Annotated in this window: 7 protein-coding genes and 1 tRNA gene; 7 read left to right on the top strand and 1 reads right to left on the bottom strand. The window is 67.9% G+C overall.

Annotated elements, in window-relative coordinates:
• The first annotated feature begins 17 nt into the window (after positions 1 to 17).
• The 5 genes from AX681_RS01025 (at position 18) to AX681_RS01005 (ending at position 2,413) form a co-directional block, all read left to right on the top strand.
• Positions 18 to 749 carry a ComF family protein gene (locus AX681_RS01025; RefSeq protein WP_066663489.1) on the top strand — a complete coding sequence of 244 codons (732 nt, stop codon included), beginning with the start codon at positions 18 to 20 and terminating at the stop codon, positions 747 to 749.
• 31 nt (positions 750 to 780) lie between these two features.
• Positions 781 to 1,038 (top strand): glutaredoxin 3, encoded by a 258-nt coding sequence (grxC, locus tag AX681_RS01020; protein WP_066663484.1) that lies wholly within the window; start codon positions 781 to 783, stop codon positions 1,036 to 1,038.
• 8 nt (positions 1,039 to 1,046) lie between these two features.
• Complete coding sequence (locus tag AX681_RS01015) at positions 1,047 to 1,868, top strand: carbon-nitrogen hydrolase family protein (protein WP_066663486.1); 822 nt, start codon at positions 1,047 to 1,049, stop codon at positions 1,866 to 1,868.
• Positions 1,865 to 2,302, top strand: coding sequence for a DUF1178 family protein (locus AX681_RS01010; protein ID WP_066681544.1), 438 nt, complete (start codon positions 1,865 to 1,867; stop codon positions 2,300 to 2,302). Before AX681_RS01015 ends, AX681_RS01010 begins: the two co-directional genes overlap by 4 nt.
• A gap of 34 nt (positions 2,303 to 2,336) precedes the next feature.
• Positions 2,337 to 2,413 (top strand) — tRNA-Arg (locus tag AX681_RS01005).
• Positions 2,414 to 2,422: 9 nt separating this feature from the next.
• Here the strand turns inward: AX681_RS01005 and AX681_RS01000 are convergent.
• Positions 2,423 to 4,051, bottom strand: coding sequence for an alkaline phosphatase family protein (locus tag AX681_RS01000; protein ID WP_066656253.1), 1,629 nt, complete (start codon positions 4,049 to 4,051; stop codon positions 2,423 to 2,425).
• A gap of 71 nt (positions 4,052 to 4,122) precedes the next feature.
• Here AX681_RS01000 and AX681_RS00995 point away from each other — a divergent pair, with 71 nt between their 5' ends.
• Both AX681_RS00995 and AX681_RS00990 read left to right on the top strand, forming a co-directional pair.
• Complete coding sequence (locus AX681_RS00995; protein ID WP_066656254.1) at positions 4,123 to 6,159, top strand: protein-disulfide reductase DsbD family protein; 2,037 nt, start codon at positions 4,123 to 4,125, stop codon at positions 6,157 to 6,159.
• Between the two features lie 24 nt (positions 6,160 to 6,183).
• Entirely contained in the window at positions 6,184 to 6,789 is a 606-nt protein-coding gene (locus tag AX681_RS00990) for a redoxin domain-containing protein (RefSeq protein WP_066656255.1), read from the top strand.
• Positions 6,790 to 6,951: the final 162 nt, after the last annotated feature.

The following is a 6,951-nucleotide window of genomic DNA, read 5'->3' as shown; positions in this document are numbered from 1 at the left end:
CGCGCGACAAGCGTTGCATGGGGGTGCGTCAACCGTTGCTCGACCTGATCGGCCTGGCGCTGCCTCCACGCTGCCCAGGCTGTGGCGATGTGGTCGATGCCGATCACCGCTTCTGCGCCGTTTGCTGGAGCGGGATGCGCCTGATCGCGCCGCCTTGGTGCGCAACCTGCAATTTGCCCTTCGAGCGGGATCGCGGTCCGGGTGCGCAGTGCGGCGAATGCCTGGCCGATGCGCCGGTCCATGACGGAGTGCGGGCCGCAGTCGCCTATGGCCCAGCGGCGCGGGCGCTGGCTTTGCGCCTCAAATATGGCGGGCGGACCGGCTTCGCCATCACCGCCGCGCGGCTGATGGTGCGCCTCATGCCCGACGACGCCGAATTGCTCGTGCCGGTGCCGCTGCACCGCTGGCGCATCTGGGGGCGGGGGTTCAACCAGGCGCTGCTCATCGCCCGCGCGCTCGGCACCGCGTCGCACGTGCCGGTCGCGCCCGATCTGCTCCGCCGGGTCAAGGCCACCCCAGTGCTGCGCGGCCTCGGCCCCCGCGGCCGCGCCAAGGCGGTTGCCGGAGCCTTCGCGCTCGCTCCTGGCGCGAAGCAAGCCGTTCGCGGCAAGGCGATCATTCTGGTCGACGACGTTCACACCAGCGGCGCGACGACCACCGCCTGCGCACGCATCCTCAAGCGCGCCGGCGCCGCCAAGGTGACGATCCTGTGCTGGGCGCGGGTGATCGATGATGCGGAGGCGGATTGACAAGCGCGGTCGCGATCCACAACTCGGGACCATGGCCAAGATCGAAATCTATACCAAGGCATTTTGCGGTTACTGCCACCGCGCCAAGGCACTGCTCGACAGCAAGGGCGCGGCATATGAGGAATTCGACCTCACCATGGGCGGGCCCAAGCGGGCGGAGATGCTCCAGCGCGCCAATGGCCGCACCACCGTGCCGCAGATCTTCATCGACGGCGCGCATATCGGCGGTTCGGACGACCTCATGGCGCTGGAGCGTGAGGGCAGGCTGGACGCCTTGCTCGGCACGTGAGCCAGCCGATGCGCGCCGCGATCCTTCAGATGACCAGCGGGATCGACCCGGTGGCCAATGCGCGCACGCTGACCGAGACAATCGCATCGGCGGCGGGGGAGGGTGCAGCGATGCTCTTCACCCCCGAAATGTCGGGACTGCTCGACCGGGATCGTCAGCGCGGCGCAGCGTCGATCGTGGCGCAAGCCGACGATCCGGTGCTCGCCGCCGTGCGCGAGGCTGCGGCGCGCGATGGCATCTGGGTCCATCTCGGCTCGCTGGCGTTGCGCGGTGATGACGGTCGGTTCGTCAATCGCGGCTTCGTGATCGACGCCGACGGCGCGATCCGGGCGACCTATGACAAGCTGCATCTGTTCGACGTCGACCTGCCGACCGGCGAGCGCTGGCGCGAATCTGACACCTATGCCCCGGGCGACCGTGCAGTGGTGGTGGAGACGCCGCTTGGCCCGCTCGGTCTCGCGATCTGCTACGATATCCGCTTCCCGGACCTGTTTCGCGCGCTGACCGATGCCGGTGCAACCCTGCTCGCCGTGCCCGCCGCCTTCACCCGGCCGACGGGCGCAGCGCATTGGCACACCCTCCTCCGCGCCCGAGCGATCGAGGCCGGGGTGCATGTCATCGCCGCCGCGCAGACCGGCACGCACGAAGACGGCCGCGCCACCTATGGCCACAGCCTCGCGATCGACCCCTGGGGCGAGGTGTTGCTCGACATGGGCGAACCCGCCGGCCTCGGTTTCGTCGAGATCGACCCCGCCCGCGTCACCGACGTGCGCAGCCGCGTCCCCGCCATCGCGCATCGCCGCCCGATCCCACCGGTGACCCGCGCATGATCGTGTTCGACCTTAAATGCACCCGGACCCATGTGTTCGAGGCGTGGTTCGGATCGAGCGCCGATTATGAGGATCAGCGCGCCCGCGGCCTCCTGACCTGTCCGATTTGCGGCGACGCTGATATCGCCAAAGCGGTGATGGCCCCGAACATCCCCGCCAAGGGCAACCGCACCCCCGCTACCCCCGCAGCAGCGACCCCGGACCCCAAGGCGCTGATGGCCGCGCTGGCGCAGGTTCAGGCCAGGATGCTGGAGGGCTCGCAATGGGTCGGCATGTCCTTCGCCGACAAGGCGCGCGCGATGCATGCGGGCGAGGAAAGCGTCGCGCCGATCCACGGCCAGGCCAGCATCGCCGAGGCCAAGGCGCTGATCGAAGACGGCGTCCCCGTCGCGCCCTTGCCGCTGCCGGTCATCCCGCCCGACCAGCGCAATTGACCGGGCGAGCAGCGCAAACTAACCAGCCCGCAGTGTCTCGGTAGCTCAGCAGGATAGAGCAACGGTTTCCTAAACCGCAGGTCGGAGGTTCGAATCCTCTCCGGGACACCATTTCCTGGTTCAGCGGCAGCTGCTTCCCGGTCCCGAATCCAGGTCCAGACACCGCCCGTCGATCTCCTTGGGATCGATCTTCAGGCCGATCACGCTCGCCAGCGTCGGCAGGATGTCGACGGTCTCCACGCCATTGGGCTGGTCGAACGGAGTTATGCCCTTGCGCCAGAACAGGATCGGCACGCGGCGGTCATAGTCCCAGATGCTGCCATGCGTCGCGACCGACCCGCCGGGCACCGGGATCGGCGTCACGCGCGGCTTGAGCGCGACATAGAAGTCGCCCGACCGGCCGGGATAATAGGACGCCCGCACGCGCTGAATCAGCGTCCAGCTTTCCGGCGGCCCACTCGGGCTCGGCGTCGCCATGATCTCGTCAGCAGTGAAGACCGCGGCAACCTGCGGATGCGCGCGATATTGTGCGACCGCCTCGGCCAGCACCTTGGCGCGCAGCTTGGGCGCCAGCTTCGGGTCGACATAGATATCCCCGAAGTTGCCGCCCCACAGGACGCGTCTTTCGCCCAGCTTCAGCTTCGCCGCAACCTTGTCGCTCATCGGCTTGGACGACAGCCCGGTCTGCGCGCGCGCGGCATCGGGGATGCCGTGCAGCACATTGCGCTCGGGCAGATCGTGGCCGCCATGATCGGCTGTCAGCACCACCTGATAATCCACCCCGCTGCGGTCGAGCACGTCAAAGAACGCGCCCAGATCGCGGTCGAGGCTGGTCAACTGCAGGCACATTTCGGTGCCCTCGGTGCCATAGCCATGGCCGACATAATCGGTCGCCGACGCACCCACGATCAGCACATCGGTCGCGTCGCCGCGGCCGAGCTTCATCTCCTCGAAGAACGCCGCCGCCAGCGCCAGCGTCGCGCCGTCCATCTCCGGCGATGCGCGGAAGGCGCGGCTGTCCCCGGCTTCACGCGCGAAGCGTCCGGTGCCGACGGTGCGGCTGCCCGCGCTCACCGCAACGTCGCGCGGCTTGCAATAGTCGGGCAGCTCCAGCGCCGGCTGCGCCTTGGCGATCTGCGCGGCGATCGTGGCATTGGCGCGGGTGACGATCGGTGCCTCGGCGGTGCCGGTGTAGCTGACAAAGCCCTTGCCACCCCACCACCAGGTCTGGTCGGCGCTCTTGCCGCCCATCATCACCGCTGCGCGATCCTTGGCCGACACCGATACGACGCGCGTCGCCGGGGTTGCGGCCTTCATCCGATCGCCCAGCGTCGGGACCAGCAGATGCACCGGCGACACGGTATATTTCTCCGAGGTGCTGCCCGGAACGCGCTCGTCCTCGGCGCAATAGATCGTCTTGTCCTCACGCGCGGTTTTCAGATCGACCCAGTCGTTCGCAACGATCCCGTTTCGCGACGGACGCGCGCCGGTCAGGATCGTCGAGTGGCCGGGGCAGGTCTCGGTCGCCGCGTGGCTCTGATAGCCCGAAAAGACCACGCCGCGCGCCAGTCGCGCCAGCCCGCCGGTGAAATAGGGGCGATAGGCGGCGAACAGATCGGTCGAAAACTGGTCCACCGAAATCGTGACGATCAGCTTGGGCGGGGCCGCCGGAGCAGGCGCGGGGGGAGTTTCCTGTGCCGCAACCGGAACGGCGACGAGCATGGCAGTGGCGAGCAATCGAGCGAGCATGGTCCCTCCGGCATGGCAAAAATGGCCGCGCCCGCTATGTTCCCACGACATCGGTACGGCAAGGGTGGTCAATGCGCAGATTCGGTTTCGCTTTGGTGACATTCCTGCTGGCGCTGGTCGCGCTGCCCACCGCTGCGCAGCCCGCGGGCCAGAACAACCTGACCGTCGATCTGCTCGCCGAAAGCGACACCCCCGCTCCGGGCAGCGAGGTCACGATCGCCTTCGTCGCCAAACCCGATCCCGGCTGGCACGGATATTGGAAGAACCCGGGCGAGGCCGGCCTCGACACGCGGCTCGACTGGACGCTGCCCCAGGGCGTGACGGCAGGGGAGCTGCGTTACCCGGTGCCGACGCGGCTGATGATCGCCGGCATCATGAACTATATCTACAAGGGCAATTACACTCAGTTCGCAACGCTGAAGATCCCCGCCGGCCTCGCCCCGGGCACGAAGCTCCCGATCGCGGTGCGCGCGGCCTACCTCATCTGCACCGACGAAATCTGCGTCCCCGAAACCGAAAATCTGACGCTGAGTCTCACCGTCGGCGACGGCACGATCACCCCCGAACGCCGCGCCCAGTTCGACCAGTGGCGCCGCCTGCTGCCCAAGCCGCTCGGCAGCGAAGCCAAGTTCCAGGTCACCGACGGCACGCTGCGCATCGCGATCCCGTTTCCAGCCTCGGTCGATCTGTGGAAGGATGCCTATTTCTTCGCGCAGACCCCGGACGCCGTCACCTATTCCGCGCCGCAGAGCGTCACCCGCGACGGCGACACGCTGATCGTGTCGGTCAAGGCCGGGTCGAAAGTCCCCGAACGGCTGGAGGGCATCCTCGCGACCGGCGAGCGCGACGGCTTCGCGCTCACCGCAATCCCCGGCACCGTCGCCGCCGCCCCCGCAGCGCCAGTCGGCATCGACTGGAGCGCAGCCCTGTTCGCGCTCGGCGGCGCGCTGCTCGGCGGGCTGATCCTCAACATCATGCCGTGCGTCTTCCCGATCCTCAGCCTCAAGGCACTCAGCCTCGCCAAGAGCGGCACCAGCGAGGCGCATGCCCGCGCCGAGGGTCTCGCTTACACCGCGGGCGTGGTCCTCGTCGTCCTCGCGCTCGGCGGCCTCATGCTCGGCCTGCGCGCGGCGGGGGCGAGCGTCGGCTGGGCGTTCCAGCTCACCGATCCGCGCGTCATCCTGTTCCTCCTGCTCCTCGTCCTCGGCATCGCGCTCAACCTCGCCGGGCTGTTCGAGTTGATGACGCCGAAGTTCGCCGGCCGCCTCGCCAGCGGAGGTTCCGGCAGCGCCTTCATGACCGGCGCGCTCGCCGCGTTCATCGCCACGCCGTGCACCGGACCGTTCATGGGGGCAGCGCTTGGCGCAGCGCTCGTGCTCCCCTGGTATATCGCGCTGCTGATCTTCCTCGGCCTCGGCCTCGGCCTCGCGCTGCCGTTCCTGCTGCTCGGCTTCGTCCCCGCGCTCCGCAGGATGCTGCCGAAACCTGGCGCGTGGATGGACAGTTTCCGCAAGATCCTGGCGATCCCGATGTTCCTCACCGCGATTGCGCTCGCCTGGGTGCTCGGCGGCCTCACCGGGGTCAACGGCATGGCCACCGGCCTCATCGTCGCGCTCGCGCTCGGCGTCGTGCTCTGGGCGCTTGGTCGCCGACAAGCGCGCGGGGCGGGGAACGGCATCGCTTGGGCGATGAGCCTCGCGATCGTGATCGGCGGCATGTGGCTGGTCGGCCGCATCGAAAAGCCCGCCGCTGCAGCAGCAACCGCGTCCGGCGCGCAGCCGTTCAGCGAAGCGAAGCTCGCCGAGCTGCGCGCCCAGAACAGACCCGTCTTCGCCTATTTCACCGCCGACTGGTGCGTGACGTGCAAGGTCAATGAAAAGGCCGCGATCGAGACCGACGCGGTGCGCGACGCCTTTGCCAAGGGCGGCGTCACCGTCCTGGTCGGTGACTGGACCGACGGCGACCCCGCGCTCGGCCGCTTCATCGAACGCCACAACCGCGCGGGCGTGCCGCTCTACCTCTGGTATCCGGCGGGCGCGACCGAGCCTCAGGTCTTGCCGCAGCTTCTCACCCAAGGCATGTTGACCGAGCTAACCGGGGGCAAATGAACCGCAGATCAAGGAGATGAGCCGATGCACCGACTGATCCCATTTGCCGCAGCAACCCTCGCGGCGCTCGCACTCCCCGCCGCCGCGCAACAGACCAACGGTCAAAAGGCGACCGACTTCAAGCTGACCGACGCCAGCGGCAAGACCGTTCAGCTCAGCGACTTCAAGGGCAAGACCGTGGTGCTGGAGTGGAACAACCCCGGCTGCCCGTTCGTGCAGCGCCATTATGAAGGCAATATGCAAAAGACCCAGGCCGCGGCCAAGGCGGGCGGCGTGGTGTGGCTGACGATCAACTCGGGCGCACCGGGGAAGCAGGGCTATATGCAGGGTGCCGAGGCGCAGAAATGGGTCGCGGACAAGAAGGCGAGTCCGGCGCATTACCTGCTCGATCCCAAGGGCGTGGTGGGCAAGGGCTATGCCGCCAAGACTACCCCGCACATGTACATCATCGACGGCGCAGGCGTGCTGCGCTTCCAGGGCGGCATCGACGACAAACCCGCCGCCCGCGTCGAGGAAATGGGGTCGGCACGCAACCACGTGCTCGCCGCGCTGAACGAGATCAAGGCCGGGAAACAGGTCTCGGTCGCCCAGACCACGCCCTATGGCTGCTCGGTGAAATACGCCGAGTGATGGGCTTTCCTTCCCTGTGATAGGGGGCAGGGAAGGAGAGAAGGCCGGGGGCAACCCCGGCCTTTTTTATTCCTCCCCGGAACGGGGGAGCGTCAAAGTAAGTCACCACCAGCACTTCACTTAACCCTCTTCCGCTTGCGGGAGGGGATAAGTGAAGTGCTG

Origin of the sequence: Sphingomonas sp. CCH9-E2, from assembly GCF_001557215.1 — a bacterium.
GTDB lineage: Bacteria > Pseudomonadota > Alphaproteobacteria > Sphingomonadales > Sphingomonadaceae > Sphingomonas.
Note: the sequence above shows the minus strand (reverse complement) of the source record. Positions and strands in the feature narration are given on the sequence as shown.

Excerpts from the sequence above, each read along its gene's own strand:
- AX681_RS01025 (WP_066663489.1), top strand. The coding sequence starts at position 18 with ATGGGGGTGCGTCAACCGTTGCTCGACCTGATCGGCCTGGCGCTGCCT.
- grxC (WP_066663484.1), top strand. The coding sequence starts at position 781 with ATGGCCAAGATCGAAATCTATACCAAGGCATTTTGCGGTTACTGCCAC.
- AX681_RS01015 (WP_066663486.1), top strand. The coding sequence starts at position 1,047 with ATGCGCGCCGCGATCCTTCAGATGACCAGCGGGATCGACCCGGTGGCC.
- AX681_RS01010 (WP_066681544.1), top strand. The coding sequence starts at position 1,865 with ATGATCGTGTTCGACCTTAAATGCACCCGGACCCATGTGTTCGAGGCG.
- AX681_RS01000 (WP_066656253.1), bottom strand. The coding sequence starts at position 4,051 with ATGCTCGCTCGATTGCTCGCCACTGCCATGCTCGTCGCCGTTCCGGTT.
- AX681_RS00995 (WP_066656254.1), top strand. The coding sequence starts at position 4,123 with ATGCGCAGATTCGGTTTCGCTTTGGTGACATTCCTGCTGGCGCTGGTC.
- AX681_RS00990 (WP_066656255.1), top strand. The coding sequence starts at position 6,184 with ATGCACCGACTGATCCCATTTGCCGCAGCAACCCTCGCGGCGCTCGCA.